The following is a 15,330-nucleotide window of genomic DNA, read 5'->3' as shown; positions in this document are numbered from 1 at the left end:
AGTGAAATAGCTGACAAAATTTTGAGAACCGACGATAGTCAAGAGTCTCGCTCTAAGCAAAGCGAGTAACTAGTTATCAAATATTGGCATGATGAGGCGTTTGTTTTTTCACGATGATGACAAATAAACTTGCCAATGCACAGAACATTCCAGCAAGGAAAAAGGCCCAAGTATATGAATTGAAAAACTTATAAATGAGGCCTCCACCATAGGCAGCAACTGCAGCTCCTGCTTGATGTGATGCGAAAATCCACCCATAAATAATGCCACTTTTATTCGTACCAAAAATTTGTCTAGAAATACTAATCGTTGGGGGTACTGTAGCAATCCAATCTAATCCATAAAATATTGTAAAGATTGTCAGTAAAGTTAGCGACCCTTGCATTAATGCATACGGGAGTAAAAGCAGAGACGCTCCTCTTAAAAGGTAGTACCAAAACAATAACCATCGATTATCAAAACGATCAGACAGCCACCCGGATAAAGTAGTCCCTACAAGATTAAACACTCCCATAAAGGAAAGAAAGGATGCAGCGGTTACTAAAGGGACACCAAAGCTAATACAGTAAGAAACAAAATGAGTACCAACTAACCCACTAGTTGAAAGTCCACAAATAAAAAAACTTCCCGCTAATAGCCAAAATTCTCTCTTCCTTATTGCCTCAAATAAACCATTAAAAGCAATACTAATCGGATTTTTCTTATGATTCTCTTGTTGCACGACTAGATCTTCTTCCAGTCCATAAGGAAGAATCCCTATATCCTGTGGTTTATTTTTCATAAATATTGAAATAGCGACGAACATAACAATACTTAGAATAAGCATTAATCCAATCGCCCATCGCCAAGAATAATATTCAATAATAATCGCCAATAATGGTAAGAGAATTAACTGCCCTGTTGCAGTACTCGCCGTTAAAATTCCTACTGCCAACCCTCTACTTTTCACAAACCAATGATTAGCTACATAAGGACTTAACACCGTTAAAAAAAGACTTGCTCCTAAACCAATAATACCGCCCCATATAACGATTAACTGCCATGATTGAGTCATGAAAAGCGTAAGCATCATGCCAATGAATAATGTAGCCATCGCACCTAGCATCATTTTCTTTAAACCCGCTATTTCTAGTAACGCCGCCATAAACGGACCCGAAAAACCATATAAAAATAGACTCACTGCAAAAGCTAAAGCAATTATAGATCGATCCCAATTAAATTCTTTTTCAAAGGAGTCTATTAAAACCCCTGATGATGACATTGTAATCCCTGCAACAATAATTGAGAAAAAGGTTACGACTAAAATAAACCAGCTATAATGAATACGCCTCATCTTGACACCTTCAATTCTTAAAAGATTTTATTAATATGCTCTTTAATGAAAAAAATTACAGCTCAATTATATGTATATGCATATATTACTGAGGTAAATGACTTCCTGAATCATGTATATACATATATAATCTTAGTAATCGCTTTTATTACTTGTCAAGAAACATTTTCCAACTTAACAAAATAATTGAACCAACTCGAAAAGGAGTACGGAACAATGAAGAATATAGATTACACACAAATATGTGTATGTGCAAACCTTCGAAAAAAAACGCGACTCGTGACACAATTGTATGATAAATTACTACAGCCCACTGGCTTAAAAGTTACACAATACTCAATGCTAGCAAATATCGATCTTCAACAAGCAGTTTCCATTAGTCGACTAGGTGAAATTTTACTGCTCGATCAAACAACCATTACACGTAATATTAATTTGTTAAAGCGAAATGGCTATGTAGATTTAACAAGAGATCCGCAAGATGCTCGAGCAAAGGTCATTACACTAACTGATAAAGGGGTTGAAAAATTAAACGAGGCTGCTCCAATTTGGCAAGATATCCAAGAAAGAATTATCAATGATATCGGCTTAGAAAAATACAATGATTTTTATGAAACATTGAAAACTATCCAAAAAATAATTCAATCTTATGATGAAGAATAAAAAACGAACCTAACAAAAGAATCCATTTCGAAAAATGATTGTTCGAAATGGAATTTTCATACTATTATGTATGCCAATAAAGTATAGCTCTTCGACAAAACGTGGGGTTGATTTCCGTTCCTGCTGGGCCTTTGTTGCTGTCGCTTCGCTTTCGCACAGGATAAAACATTTGTTGCTGTCGCTTCGCTTTCGCACAGGATAAAACATTTGTTGCTGTCGCTTCGCTTTCGCACAGAGCAAAGCTTCCTGTTGGCGTCCGATGAGCCGCTTCACTCGCGGTGCTCGCTGCAGGGTCTCGGGCCAACAGATGTTTTTTGCGCGGAAGCGTAGTGCTAACGTAGCGACAGCAGCACGATGTTTTCACGAAGGCGTTATCATAGGACGTGATGTGATGGTTTTAGCCTTCGTTCCACTAATCACTGATCCCCAAGGAGTCGCCCATTCCCCACTACAATCAACTTTTCCGCTTAGCATTTATCTTCTGACATGTTACTCTATTTCATAGTGAAAATATGTAGCAATATGAGCAAATATATATTCATAAATCTATTCTGTTTGATTATAGGATAAAAAGTAACAGCTAGCATAGTTCCCCTTTTGACAAGATAATTGCTTGCCCTCCTACCATAACTCTTGGATTATTTTTATTTATTAATTTTGTCAGGATGTTAGAAGGTCTCCCCATACTATGTCCTTGAAGGAACGAGTACTCTTGATCAAATTCATTTAGTATGTGGTTATGAAAAAGATAATAAGTTAATGCCCCATTTGAAGTACCTGTTGCGGCTTCCTCATCAATACCGTATAGTGGGCAAAAGTTTCTACTCTCTGCTATCCCATCTTCTGTGTCGAGTGTAAATGCATGAACGCCCCCCACTTTATTGATCTTTGTATACTCAGCAAGTGCTTTAAAATTAGGATTTAACGCATACAAATCATCCTTTGTTTTAATAGGAAGCATTATATCCCAAAGACCCGTACTTACAGCTTGAGGCACTAAATTGAAATTTATATCTCCTATTTTGCTTTTATCAATTTTAAAAAGATACGACAAATTATCATAATCATCAAATATTTTTCCTAACTGAGGTTCAGCTTGCTCCATCATTATAAAAGATTGATTCACTTCAACAGCAAGTGTGCCTGCGAGTGTTTTCATAAAATATGTATTATTATCTTCAATAGCACAACTGTCTAATAATGCCTTGAAGGATGCAATAGTAGCATGTCCACAAAGTTCAACCTGTACAGTCGGTGTAAAAAACTTTATGTCAAAATTTTTATTGTCTATTTTTTTAATAAATGCTGTTTCTGAAAAACGAACTTCTGCAGCAAATTTCTGCATAAACTCTTCATCTAAATTTTCATGGATCACTACACCTGCTGGATTACCACCAAATTTAGTTGCTGTAAAAGCATCAATTACATAATAAGACAAAGCTAACTCTCCCTTACTTTTGAATTTAAAAGTTTTTAATGCTTACTATATCGATTAATCTCTTTATATTAAAAAAACGCCACAAAAATGTGACGCTTTTCATATTATTGTATGACTCTTCTGCAAAACGAGAGATTGATTTCCGTTCCGGCTGAGCGCTTTCCCAGGGGGACGTCAGTCTTCACTTCAATCAACCAAATCCTTTTTTAATATTCAATAAGTGTTTTTATGTTTAAGTCGCCTATTTTTTCACGACCATTCAGCTCTTTTAACTCGATTAGGAAGGCACAACCAACAACTTGACCGCCTAATTGTTCAACTAAACGCACTGTCGCTTCAACTGTGCCGCCAGTCGCAAGTAAATCATCACAGATTAATACTTTTTGCCCTGGTTTAATCGCATCTTTGTGCATTGTTAGCGTATCTTTACCGTACTCAAGACCGTAGTCAGCACTTATCACTTCACGTGGTAATTTTCCTGGCTTACGAACAGGCGCAAAACCAATTTCAAGCGCATAAGCAACTGGACATCCGATAATGAAGCCACGAGCCTCAGGACCTACCACAATTTCAGCTCCTAATTCTTTTGCGTAACTTACGATTTGGTCTGTTGCATATTTGTATGCAGCACCATTATCCATAATTGTTGTAATATCTTTGAAGCTAATGCCCTCTTTCGGCCAGTTTTCAACCGTTGTTACGTATTGCTTTAAATCCATGTTATTGTTCCTCCTACGAAACTTAATCGTATATTAATGTAATCGTTCATCAAACCATTGTTTTAATTCTATATAAGGGGCATATACTAGCTTCTGCTCCATTTCAATCTGTTCTGAACGCTGTTTGTAAGACGGTGCCTCTGTAAGTGCCTGTTTCGGTGCATTCACGTTGACAGTCGTCAGTCCACTCTCCATTTTAACAAAATCAAGTTCAAAAAACACCTGTGTCATAAATTTTAATGCATCTAACGGCCAACCTGTATGTTTGGCTAATTCCGCCAAATGCATATTTAATGGAAAGGCAGGGCGATTTTTTAAAAACTTATAATACCAGGAGAATTGCTCACGTGTAGGCAATCCATTGAAGTACTGAGAATCAGGCATGTAAAAATGTGCATATATACGGGAAGGAGCTGTTTTTCGTAAGACACTTTCTAACATTTGAACATTTTGTGGCAAATCCAGTAGGATGATATAATTGCTTTGTTCTACATTTGAAAGCGTAGGATCCACTGTTAGGATTGGTACACCAATTAACGACTGGTAATAGGTAACCGTTTCTGAACGGAAGGCGATAAATGTTGCCTCCTCTTTTGGAACCGTATTTAACCAGCGGGATGTTTGGCGAATACCACGAATATCAAATAATTGCCATTCAGTCGTTTGGACATCCTCTATCATAAATTGTGCTTTTTTACGTCCTTGCCATTCGTTAATTTGTAAATCCCCTGTAAATGATACTTTAATTCCATATGTTAATTCGTCGTGTAAATGTCCTTTATTGAATCCGACACTATCCAATTTTTCATAGCCATCCGTCAATTCCATTTTTATATGATTTTCTGCTGCTCCAATTTTCCGCATGGAGGATATCTCCACATCTTCGAGCACATAAACAGGCTTCGGAAAATCAGTACCATATGGACCCAGCGTCGAAATTTCTTCAATGGCATCTGCTGAAATTTCATCCATTTTTAGCGGTATGTCAATATTGAGTACAGGTGTCAATTGTTCCTCTGATAAACACGCTCTTGCTTGATCATCTAAGCGTGATCTTAACTCATCCACATGCTCAATGGATAATGTCATCCCTGCTGCCATAGGATGCCCACCAAAATGAGGTAATATATCTCGATTCTTCGCTAATTCATTATATAAATGGAAGCCTTCAATACTACGAGCTGAGCCTTTAGCTGTTCCTTTTTCATAGTCTAGTGATAGTACAATCGTAGGACGATAATAGAGCTCTACAAGACGGGACGCGACGATCCCTACTACCCCAGCATTCCAGCCTTCTCCAGCAATAACTAAAACGAGTGAATTCCCGATTTTTTTATCTGATTCAATGAGAGCAATCGCCTCATCTGTAATACTCTTTACAATGTCTTTGCGTTCACTATTACACGTATTAAGCTGCTTCGCTAATGCTATTGCTTTAGCATTATCCTCAGCCATTAATAGCTCGACGCCTGGCGCCGCTTCTCCTAGTCGACCAACTGCATTTAAGCGCGGTCCAAAGTAAAAACCGATTGTTTCTTCGTTAATTTTTGCTTGCTCGGCACTGGCTACTTCACACAATGCTTGTACCCAAGGGCTGAGTGATCGGCGCATTTCTTCTATTCCTCGTTTTACTAGGTAGCGATTTTCATCAACTAATGGTACTAAATCCGCTACTGTTCCAACAGCTACGTATTCAATTAAATGCGTTGGCAGTTCTCCATATAGAGCATGCGCTAACTTAAAAGCTACCCCCACACCTGCAAGCTCGCCAAATGGATAATGTCCTTCTGGTATACGAGGATGTAAAATAATATCGGCAGATGGTAATTCATCGCCTGGTTCATGGTGATCTGTAACGATAACATCCATACCTAGTTCCTTCGCGACACGAATCGGTTCAATACCCGAAATACCATTATCAACTGTTATAATTAGCTGAGCGCCCTCTTCATGTGCTTCACGAAATAGCGCTTCATTCGGTCCATAGCCGTGAATAAAACGATTCGGTATTTTAAACGATACATCGGCACCGAGATCAAGCAACACATTCAGCATGACTGTCGTGCTAGTGACTCCATCGGCGTCGTAATCGCCATATACTAAGATTTTCTCTCCATTATCAAGCGCTTGCTCAATACGTGCTACAGCTTCTGCCATACCATGCATTAAAAACGGGTCATGGATACTTGCTTCTGTCATATTTAATAAGCTCTCTGCGTCCGCAGTTGTTTCACAGCCACGCGCAGCTAAAATTTTTGCTGCAATCGCAGAAAGTTGTAGGTCATTTTGTAATGTTTGGACAAGCTTAGCGTCTGGGCGCTCTACCTGCCATCTCTTTTTTGATAGAATCATCTTTTCACTTCCTCACGAAAGCTATTATACCGAAAATCTAGCCTATCCGCACTATCTGTCAGAATGATAGTTTTATCCATCAGATTTTCAATTCAATCCGTCATTTTTACTAAACTACTCGAATGATAGAAGTCAGAGCGACGGATAGAACCGTTAAAGCCTTGGGTATCGGTATCAAAAGAAAAAAGCCTACTCCATTAAAGAGTAGACTTCTGAAACACATCTTTTGAAGCAGACACTAACGCCTCAATTTTCTCCAAATTACCTTCATGCAATGCTGTCACGATCGCACTGCCAACGATTACACCATCACTAAGTGCCCCCATATTTACCACTTGCTCGGGCGTTGAAATTCCAAAGCCAGCTAGTACTGGTATTTGACTTGCTTCACGTAAACGAGCAAAATGATCATGTAAATCATTCGCAAAGGTTGTACGAGCCCCTGTGATTCCATTGACTGTCACAGCATAGACAAAGCCTTGACTGGCAGCTGCGATACGTGCAATTCGCTCTGGAGGACTTGTTAACGATACAAGTTGAACGATGTCGATACCATGAGGATTTAATGTATCACATAAAACGGCGCTTTCTTCAAGTGGTACATCAGGAACGATTAATCCTTTAACGCCCCCCACTACACAAGCTTTCGCAAAAGCCTCTAACCCAAAAGCTAAAACAGGATTAAAATAAGTCATAACAACTAACGGAACTTGAATTTCTTTTTTTAATGAAGCTAATACTTCTAGCACTTTACGTAATGTCACACCTTCTGCTAAAGCCCGTTCACCTGCTTGCTCTATCGTAGGTCCATCCGCTACAGGATCCGTGAACGGTATACCAACTTCAATAGCCGTTACAGCCATTTGCTGTAGCTTCAAAATCGTAGGCTTCAAAGTTTCTAGCCCCCCATCGCCGGCCATAATATATGGTATAAATGCTTTATTCCCAGCGATTTTCGCTTCTTCAATTGCCTGTTGTAGTGTTGTCATAACATATCTCCTCCTAATACTTTACTGACAGTATGAACATCTTTATCTCCTCGGCCAGATAAGCACACAACTATTATGTCATCTGTAGACATTGTCTTCGCAAGTTTTGCTGTATAGGCAATGGCATGAGAGCTTTCTAGTGCAGGTAGTATACCTTCTGTTCTACACAGTAACTGCAAACCCTCAAGTGCTTCATTGTCTGTAATCGAATCAAATTTAACTCGCCCAATATCATGTAAATAACAATGCTCTGGGCCCTTCCCTGGATAATCTAGACCAGCTGAAATAGAATGTGCTTCTTGCACGAAGCCATTTTCATCTTGTAATAAATACATGTATGCACCGTGTAAAACGCCTAGCTGTCCACCGGCAATTGCTGCTGCATGCTTTCCTGTCTCAATACCACTACCTGCAGCCTCTACCCCGTATAGCGCAACAGTTTCATCGTCGACAAAAGGATGGAACATACCGATTGCATTACTACCACCACCTATACAAGCAACAACTGCATCTGGTAAACATTCTTCCTTAGCTAAAATCTGCTCTCTAGTTTCAACACCAATTACACGCTGGAAATCCCTCACGATTTTCGGGAATGGATGTGGTCCTAAAGCTGAGCCTAAAATATAATGAGTATCTTCAACATTTGTCACCCAGTAGCGCAGCGCAGCATTGACAGCATCCTTTAATGTTTTTGAACCTGTTTCTACAGACTCTACTTTTGTACCGAGTAACTCCATGCGAAACACATTCAACTGTTGGCGTTTTATATCTTCGGCACCCATAAATACAACACATTCAAGATTCAATAATGCGCATGCAGTTGCCGTGGCCACTCCATGCTGTCCTGCACCTGTTTCCGCCACTATTTTCCTTTTACCCATTCGTTTGGCAAGAAGCGCTTGACCAATCGCATTATTAATCTTATGGGCTCCAGTATGATTTAAATCTTCACGCTTTAAATAAACCTTCGCGCCGCCTAGCTCTTTTGTTAAATTTTCTGCGTAATACAATGGCGTCTCACGACCGACGTATTGTTGTAAATAATAGGCCAATTCCTCAGTAAAAGTTTGATCATTCATTGCCTCATCATGGGCCGTCTCTAATTCCAACAAAGCGGTCATTAATGTTTCCGGAACAAATTGTCCACCAAATTTTCCATAACGACCTTCTTTTGTCGGTACACTATTTGCAATTGAATTCACCATTATGCCCTCCCCTTCTCCACTGCCTGTAAAAATGCATTTATTTTGGCTATGTCTTTTACACCGTCTGTCTCTACACCACTCGATACATCTACCATAAATGGCGACACAAGTGATACTGCTTCTTCTATATTTTCAGCTTGCAAACCACCTGCTAAAATTAGCTTTTCTCGCGGAATCCCTACCGTCTCTAAAAGGGTCCAATCAAACGTGTGACCACTACCACCTTTAAAATCTGTCCCTGGTGCATCAAATAAGTAATAGTCTGCGTCATATTTAGCAGCAGCTTGAACATCTTCAACACCTCTTACAGACAAAGCTTTAATGGCCGGGTAACCTTGCTGACGGATAAACTCTGGAGATTCTTCTCCGTGGTACTGCACATAATCTAATGGCACACTTTCTACCGCTGTGCGTAATTCCTCTAAGCTTGGATTGACAAAAACACCGATTTTTAAAACGCCCTCCGGTACATGTTTAGCTAGTTGCTGTGCCTGTTCAACCGTCACTCGTCGTTTACTTGGCGCAAAGACAAAACCAATGGCATCCGCTCCTACCTCTATTGCTGCCTGCACATGCTGTTGTTCCTTCAGTCCACAAATTTTCACCTTCGTCATACAGATGCACCTACCTTATTGACCTGTAAACTTTTTAGCCTAGTACCTGGATCACCACTGCGCATTAATGACTCACCTACAAGAACGCCACTAGCTCCCATAGCCGCCACAGCTTTAGCGTCTTCTTGCGTCCAAATCCCACTTTCACTTATTAAAACTTTCTCTTCTCCGAACGGAAAAACTTCTGCAATTTCACGTGTTCGCTCTAAGTTCACTTCAAACGTACGTAAGTCTCGATTATTGACGCCAATCAGCTTGGCACCAATTGCAATAGCACGTTCAAGCTCCTCTAAATCGTGCACCTCCACTAAGACCTCTAGATTTAAGCTTATTGCATAGCTATATAAATCGCGTAATGCCTCATCTGTTAACGCGGCTACAATTAGCAAAATAATAGATGCACCTGCTGCCTTTGCAAATCGAATTTGAACACGCTCAATCATAAAGTCCTTACAAAGAAGTGGCGTTTGAACAGCATTTGCAACTGCGGCTAAATCATCAAAGGAGCCTTTAAAAAACTTTTTATCTGTTAAAACAGAAATGGCCGCCGCTCCAGCTTCTACATAAGTTTTTGCCTGCGCCACTGGATCTGCCCCTTGCGCGATTAGCCCCTTTGAGGGGGAGGCACGCTTCATTTCAGAAATAACCTGTAATGTCTCAGCTTTTCTCAATCGTTCAAATAAAGACGGTCGTAGCTTTTCTGTAAAATTAGCTAACGGGTCGGGCTGTTCAAGTAAAGCACTAACTTCTATCTTTTTTTGTTCGAGAATTTTATTTAAGATATTCATTGTTGGACCTCCACTCTGTTAATATGTTCACTATAAGCAACGACTGCCTCTAATTTTTGAAGGGCACGCCCGCTGAAAATACTATCCTTCGCCATTTCTACACCTTCTTTAACGGTTTCAGCAATTCCATAGCTGAACAACCCAATACCAGCATTCAATAAAACTGTGTCAAAGTAAGCACTTTGTTCACCAGCTAATAATTTACGCATAATTGCGGCATTTTCATCTGCATTGCCTCCACGAATGGCCTCTATTGGTGCATAGCTGAGACCCGCATCCTCTGGAGTTAAAGAAAAAGGAATCAAGTCTCCTTTATCTACTAAGACAAAAGTATTTTGACCAGCTAATGACGCCTCGTCTAAACCTAGTGGCCCAGAAACGACCATTGCACGTTTACGCCCGAGCATTTGTAATACGGAAGCATACTCCATGACAAAATTCGGACGGTTAATGCCGGTAAATTGCGTCGATAAAGGCACTGGATTCGTAAGTGGACCGACAAGATTAAATATAGTTGGCTTGCCTAGTGCGCGACGTACCTCGCCAAGTCGCTTTAATTTTGGATGGACATTTGGCGCATATAAAAAGGCAATTCCTTCTTTCTCTAATAGCTCAACAGTTTGTTCAATGGAAATATTCGTATGAATACCGAGTGCTTCCAAAACATCAGAGCTTCCTGATGCCGAAGAAATTTTACGATTGCCGTGCTTCGCCATTTTGACACCTGCCCCTGCTAACACAAAGGCGCAAGCCGTACTTATATTAAATGTATTAAGACCGTCACCACCAGTGCCGCAATTATCCATATAGACACCTGCTTTTGCTGGTACGTCTAGTGCAAACGAACGCATAATGGTAGCTAATGCCGCTACTTCATGTGCTGTTTCACCTTTGGCAGATAATGCCGTTAAAAAGCTTGCGATTTCTCCCTTCGGTGTGTCATCTTGGAACATCCATGTTGCTGCCTGTAGCATTTCCTCATACATTAAATGCTCTCGTTGTTGTACTTTTTGACGAATACCTTCCATTAATGTGAACCTCCTTCTTTTTCAAGTAGCTGCAAAAATTCCTGTTCGTCCTCTTTTATTTGTTTTAAACTTTCATCGACATTTGTGTATTTGGTCACCGTTACAGTTGTTTGCATATGCATCGTTTCATTTTCTATGACAATGGATTTCCCTGTTAATGCAAAATCAAGATGACCGTTAAAACCAATAAATCCAAGTGCTCCTCTTAAAGTTTGACTAGATTTTTCTAAATAGTCCTTTGCCTGATCCTTCGGAATAACTGTTGATGCAAAGGATGGTAATGTCGCAGCTAATACATCAAGTGCATGAAGCATCGGTAATATTTGTCCTTCAACTCTCGATGTCATGTGTAATGCATGCTTTGAACGCTCAATTCTCATCGCCTCTATGATTTGAATGGAATCTCGGAAGCACACAGACTGTAATTCTTGTCGCACGGCAGAAACAAGTACAGCATGTGACTTCCTAATATTTGTGTTTTCATAGAGCTTTCGTTCATGTTCTAAATCTTCACCTTTTGTGGAACCTCTAGGAAATGTCCCCTCTGTTGGTGTCGCAATCACACGCTCACCTTTTACACGAATTAGGCTTTCAGGAGATGTTCCTAAAACAACATGATCCTCAAACTCTACATAATACATATACGGAGCAGGTTGTTTTTTACGCAATTGACGATATAAAGCGAAAGCATCTCCTTGTAAATTTGCTAACAAACGCTTTGATAGGACGGCTCTTGTAATATCTTCATCTAATGTAGCTTTGATAGATGTTAGAGTTGTTACAAATTGTTCATTCGTAGACGATTCACAAGGTTCATAACTACAACTTTTATCCTCATCCTCTCTACCTTTTAAAAGCTGCTCCGCCAACTCCTCTAAATTTGGTTCTTTTTTTTCTGCATCAATATTCGTATAAATTAAAGTAACCTCATCTGTTACATGATCAAACACAATGACTGTCTCATACACATGGAAATGCACATCTGGTAGCTGCACTTTATCCTGATCAGTCGATAATATCGTTATGGCATCATGACCAACATAGCCAACAGCTCCGCCTGAGAAGGGGAATTGTATCGTATTGGAAATGCGTGGCATTAATCTTTTCAATAATACAAACATGTCGCCCTTATGTGTATAGGTGTTTCCGGTCTTATATGAATATTCCTGAATGTCATCTCCAAAGCCTTTATACGTTTTTCTTGGATTAGCACCAATAAAAGAAAAACGACCTGCTCCTTCATGCTGCGCTGAACTTTCAAGTAAGAATTTAAGCTTTCCTTTTAGGCGTCTAAAAATTAAAATCGGTGTTAAAGAATCAGCATTAATCGTTTTCATTTTTGTTCTTGAACTCGTCGATTGCATAATTACCAAGCTCCTTTTCTTAAAAATCCACTGCCCTTGGACTTACAAATGTTTAGCAGCTGAATCGTTTTTTTGTTGAATAAAAAGGATCAGCATCATAGTGTGGGTTGATTTCCGTTCCGGATGGGGCCCTTCCCTGTGGGCGTCCAGCCTCCACTCCGATCGTTTTTTTTACATATCCTAGCTTTTGGTGGTATAAAACAATAAAAAAAGTCCTCTGCAAAAAGGATTTTTCCTAATTGCAGAGGACGATCAAGACCGCGTTGCCACCTCATATTAGAGCATATTTGCTCTCCCTTATGTGCTCAACCTTAGTTCGTCAATAAAATTGACATACCTTTTTCATTAATGGCAAAAAGATTTGTCTAAGTCGAAGCACCCCCTATAACGTGGGGAATCCGTTCGCTATAATCAATTCCGCCTTGGCGTAATTACATCCAGAGGCATTCATTTCGTTCAGTAGATGTTTGTAAACCCACTGGATGAAGATAATTAGCGACTCTCATAAGTCCATTCACATAAGCTACAAATCAGTTCGCACCATCCACTGACTCTCTAAATTGCACACTTATGCTACTACTCTTATTCAACAATTTCTCAGCTATTCTCATCTAAACTCAGCTCATCTGTTCTAAGGCTGACCTCGCTCCCGAGACCAACTACCTTGTATCGAACAAAAAAGTTAGCCTTATTTTATGCCAAACGATAAAAATTGTCAATCAATTCTGAGAAAAAGGAAAATGTTAAAGGGACTTTTCAAATTATACAATAGGAAAAATCACCTTCTTTACGCATCAATAAAGGGAGTTAAACTACCTACTTTTGAGAATTTACTATAACTTGACCTCGTAAGAATATCAAGTTATAGTAAATTCATACCATTGATTTTCTAATATATTAAAGAAAGAAGGAACAAATATGTCCGTTCAGAAAAAACTAAATATAGGTTTTATTTCATTCATTTGTTTACTCTTATTATCAAGTATTATTGCTTTTTTTCAATTTAAGTCGGTTGAGGGAGACATAGTAGAGGTACTAGATTACCGAATCGTACAAATTCAATTAACAGATGAAATACAACAGCAGCTTGCCTCACAGGGGCTTTTTTTACGTTCCTATTTTCTAAATAGTAAGGATGAGACAACAAAATCAAATTTAGAACGTTATGAAAAACTATTATCAGAAACCATTCAAGAGCTTTCAGGTATTGTTCGTTCCGATCACACAAAAAATATTATGAAGCAAGTAACCGATTTACAACAAGATTTACTAACAAGTTCTGATAAAGCAGTGCAAGCATTTAATAGTGGAAATACAGATTTAGCCTTATCATACATAAATGGAGAAGTTACAAAAAGCAACAAAGAAATTTACACACTGACAAATGATTTATTAACTTATCAAGACGAACAGCTGCAAGAGGTTAAAAGTAGTGTTGTCCAAACAGTTACGCGAGCTATTATTATTTCAATTGTCTTACTTGTTATAAGTGCAATTGTTGGTTTATATTTTATGTATTTTGTAAAACGCTCCATCACTCAACCGCTTCGTAAAGTGATTAATGCAGCCGATACGTTAGCACACGGTGACTTAACAATTGCTCAGCTGGAGCATAACTCAAAAGATGAGATTGGTACACTTGCCACAGCAGTGAATGCGTTAAAACAGAATTTATCTGTCCTACTTAAAAACGTTCAGGACAACGCTACACAATTATCTGCCGCTTCTGAAGAGCTTTCCGCTAGCACGGTAGAAGTGACAACAACTACAAGCGACATCTCACATCGAGTACAAGACACGTCAAACCATATAGCTTCATCTGCTAGTGCCTCTCAACAAAGTGCCCTAGCTATGGATGAAACTGCTGCTGGTGTACAACGAATTGCTGAGGCAACTCAAAATTTGCATCACAATGCTATGAATATGACACAGCTTGCCAATACCGGAGGGAAAACTATTACGACTGCCAAGGAGCAGATGGATACAATTTCTGAGTCAACTACACAAATTGCCGATTTAACGCAAAAGCTAAGTAAGCAATCTGAAGAAATCGGGCAAATTACAAAAGTAATTACGGCTATTACTGAACAAACAAATTTACTGGCGCTCAATGCTGCCATCGAAGCAGCACGAGCTGGTGAGCACGGCAAAGGCTTCGCTGTTGTAGCAGATGAAGTACGAAAGCTTGCTGAAGAATCCAAGCAATCTGCTGGCCAAATTGTTGCCCTTACAAATGAAATTCAAACGGATACAAGAAATGTTGCAGCTGCTGTGCATGAAGGATTAGTATCTGTCCAGGATGGTGTAGCAAAAATTCATGAGGCTGGTGATGCATTTGATTCTATTACAGCGTCTGTGCAAACATTTACTGAGCAAATTGAAGATATATCAGCCACTTCGGAACAAATCTCAGCTAGTGCTGAAGAGGTAGCTGCCTCTGTAACAGAAATTGCAAATGGGGCAAGTATTTCAGCGAGCAATTCACAAATCATTGCTGAAGCAGTAGAAGAGCAAGCTGCAACAATGCAGCAGGTGAATGAGGTAGCTGAGGAATTAAGCAATAACGCTCAGCAACTCCAAGCATTACTACTGCAATTTAAACTTTAACGTCTTTCAGCGGGTGTCCAAACACCTGCTGCTGACGCTTCGCTTTCGCGCAAAAAACATATGCTGCTGACGCTTCGCTTTCGCGCAAAAAATATCTGCTGCTGACGCTTCGCTTTCGCGCAAAAAATATCTGCTGCTGACGCTTCGCTTTCGCGCAAAAAATATCTGCTGCTGACGCTTCGCTTTCGCGCAAAAAATATCTGCTGCTGACGCTTCGCTTTCGCGCA

At 39.5% G+C, this 15,330-nt stretch carries 13 protein-coding genes and 1 other annotated feature; of the genes, 2 read left to right on the top strand and 11 right to left on the bottom strand.

The window, feature by feature from the left end; translation table 11 throughout:
- Positions 1 to 76 precede the first annotated feature (76 nt).
- Positions 77 to 1,333 (bottom strand): MFS transporter, encoded by a 1,257-nt coding sequence (locus ACIQZA_RS22445; protein WP_402883952.1) that lies wholly within the window; start codon positions 1,331 to 1,333, stop codon positions 77 to 79.
- A 216-nt stretch (positions 1,334 to 1,549) separates the two neighbouring features.
- Here ACIQZA_RS22445 and ACIQZA_RS22440 point away from each other — a divergent pair, with 216 nt between their 5' ends.
- Positions 1,550 to 1,996 carry a MarR family winged helix-turn-helix transcriptional regulator gene (locus tag ACIQZA_RS22440; protein ID WP_402883954.1) on the top strand — a complete coding sequence of 149 codons (447 nt, stop codon included), beginning with the start codon at positions 1,550 to 1,552 and terminating at the stop codon, positions 1,994 to 1,996.
- A gap of 580 nt (positions 1,997 to 2,576) precedes the next feature.
- Here the strand turns inward: ACIQZA_RS22440 and ACIQZA_RS22435 are convergent.
- From ACIQZA_RS22435 to ACIQZA_RS22395, 9 genes are all read right to left on the bottom strand, one after another.
- Positions 2,577 to 3,434, bottom strand: a complete 858-nt coding sequence (locus tag ACIQZA_RS22435) for a PhzF family phenazine biosynthesis protein (protein ID WP_400932980.1) — start codon at positions 3,432 to 3,434, stop codon at positions 2,577 to 2,579.
- Between the two features lie 206 nt (positions 3,435 to 3,640).
- On the bottom strand, positions 3,641 to 4,153 hold the full coding sequence (locus tag ACIQZA_RS22430) for an adenine phosphoribosyltransferase (protein WP_142508994.1): 513 nt from the start codon (positions 4,151 to 4,153) through the stop codon (positions 3,641 to 3,643).
- A gap of 33 nt (positions 4,154 to 4,186) precedes the next feature.
- Positions 4,187 to 6,505: a single-stranded-DNA-specific exonuclease RecJ gene (recJ, locus tag ACIQZA_RS22425; RefSeq protein WP_402883955.1), complete on the bottom strand. Its 2,319-nt coding sequence runs from the start codon at positions 6,503 to 6,505 to the stop codon at positions 4,187 to 4,189.
- A 197-nt stretch (positions 6,506 to 6,702) separates the two neighbouring features.
- Entirely contained in the window at positions 6,703 to 7,494 is a 792-nt protein-coding gene (trpA, locus tag ACIQZA_RS22420) for a tryptophan synthase subunit alpha (protein WP_400932975.1), read from the bottom strand.
- Positions 7,491 to 8,702: a tryptophan synthase subunit beta gene (gene trpB, locus ACIQZA_RS22415; RefSeq protein WP_402883957.1), complete on the bottom strand. Its 1,212-nt coding sequence runs from the start codon at positions 8,700 to 8,702 to the stop codon at positions 7,491 to 7,493. The genes trpA and trpB overlap by 4 nt, the downstream gene beginning before the upstream one ends.
- Complete coding sequence (locus ACIQZA_RS22410) at positions 8,702 to 9,316, bottom strand: phosphoribosylanthranilate isomerase (RefSeq protein ID WP_402883958.1); 615 nt, start codon at positions 9,314 to 9,316, stop codon at positions 8,702 to 8,704. Before ACIQZA_RS22410 ends, trpB begins: the two co-directional genes overlap by 1 nt.
- A complete protein-coding gene (gene trpC, locus ACIQZA_RS22405) occupies positions 9,313 to 10,104 on the bottom strand; it encodes an indole-3-glycerol phosphate synthase TrpC (protein ID WP_402883959.1) in 792 nt (263 codons plus the stop codon). Before trpC ends, ACIQZA_RS22410 begins: the two co-directional genes overlap by 4 nt.
- Positions 10,101 to 11,132, bottom strand: coding sequence for an anthranilate phosphoribosyltransferase (gene trpD, locus ACIQZA_RS22400; RefSeq protein ID WP_402883961.1), 1,032 nt, complete (start codon positions 11,130 to 11,132; stop codon positions 10,101 to 10,103). The genes trpC and trpD overlap by 4 nt, the downstream gene beginning before the upstream one ends.
- Positions 11,132 to 12,496 (bottom strand): chorismate-binding protein, encoded by a 1,365-nt coding sequence (locus ACIQZA_RS22395; RefSeq protein ID WP_402883963.1) that lies wholly within the window; start codon positions 12,494 to 12,496, stop codon positions 11,132 to 11,134. Before ACIQZA_RS22395 ends, trpD begins: the two co-directional genes overlap by 1 nt.
- Before the next feature lie 241 nt (positions 12,497 to 12,737).
- Positions 12,738 to 13,095: a binding site (T-box leader), on the bottom strand.
- A gap of 319 nt (positions 13,096 to 13,414) precedes the next feature.
- Here ACIQZA_RS22395 and ACIQZA_RS22390 point away from each other — a divergent pair.
- The gene (locus ACIQZA_RS22390; protein WP_402883965.1) at positions 13,415 to 15,103 is read left to right on the top strand and encodes a methyl-accepting chemotaxis protein; all 1,689 of its coding nucleotides are present in this window, start codon (positions 13,415 to 13,417) and stop codon (positions 15,101 to 15,103) included.
- On the opposite strand, the gene ACIQZA_RS22385 is transcribed toward ACIQZA_RS22390, so the two are convergent.
- Positions 15,093 to 15,330: hypothetical protein (locus ACIQZA_RS22385; RefSeq protein ID WP_402883966.1), on the bottom strand; the 238-nt coding region annotated here is incomplete at its 5' end. The genes ACIQZA_RS22390 and ACIQZA_RS22385 overlap by 11 nt on opposite strands.

This window comes from Lysinibacillus sp. NPDC096382 (assembly GCF_044762845.1).
Taxonomy (GTDB): Bacteria; Bacillota; Bacilli; order Bacillales_A; family Planococcaceae; genus Lysinibacillus.
Note: the sequence above shows the minus strand (reverse complement) of the source record. Positions and strands in the feature narration are given on the sequence as shown.